Genomic DNA, 589 nt, shown 5'->3' on the forward strand with positions numbered 1-589 from the left:
TCAATGTTTTCATAAGCATTGAACGTGTAATTGCGACCATTTGTGAAATAGTATCTTTTACCGTCTATCATTTTCCAGCCGGTATAGAAAACTCCATCTTCTAAACTATAATATTCTAGTAGGTTCTCACTTTTGTTGAGCCCTGTTTTATAAAGCGAACCGTCATGCTTAAATGATAATATTTTGTTGTCCAACCCAACATTAACAACGCTGTTTATCACTTTTCCATTTAGATCAGTAACTCTTTCAAGTACACCTTTGTCGGAAACGTGAATAATTTTATTTTGATCTTCTAAGCATATTTCCTTTTTATTTACATTGTAATTTTGGAAGTAATAAATTTTACCATCTACTTCTTTTAGACCTTCTTTAACGATTGCTCCAGAAGCATCGGCATAGGAATCTCCATCCCAGGTTGATCGTTGTAAAACACCGTCATCATTAAAGTAGTAGTATTTATCCTCAATCAGTGCATCACTTGCATTTCCAGCAACCATGTAGCCATAAGGCGATGAGAAATAATAAGTCTTCCCCTTAATTTCTTGCCAGCCTGTCAAAATGACTCCTTCAGCATCTGTAAAGGAATACC

General features: G+C 35.1%; 1 pseudogene. It reads right to left on the bottom strand.

What is annotated here, in order from left to right:
* Nucleotides 1-589, bottom strand: a pseudogene (locus JDS80_RS32465) (N-acetylmuramoyl-L-alanine amidase family protein); the annotation flags it as partial.

Source organism: Bacillus cereus group sp. N8 (assembly GCF_016483685.1).
GTDB classification, from domain to species: Bacteria; Bacillota; Bacilli; order Bacillales; family Bacillaceae_G; genus Bacillus_A; species Bacillus_A proteolyticus.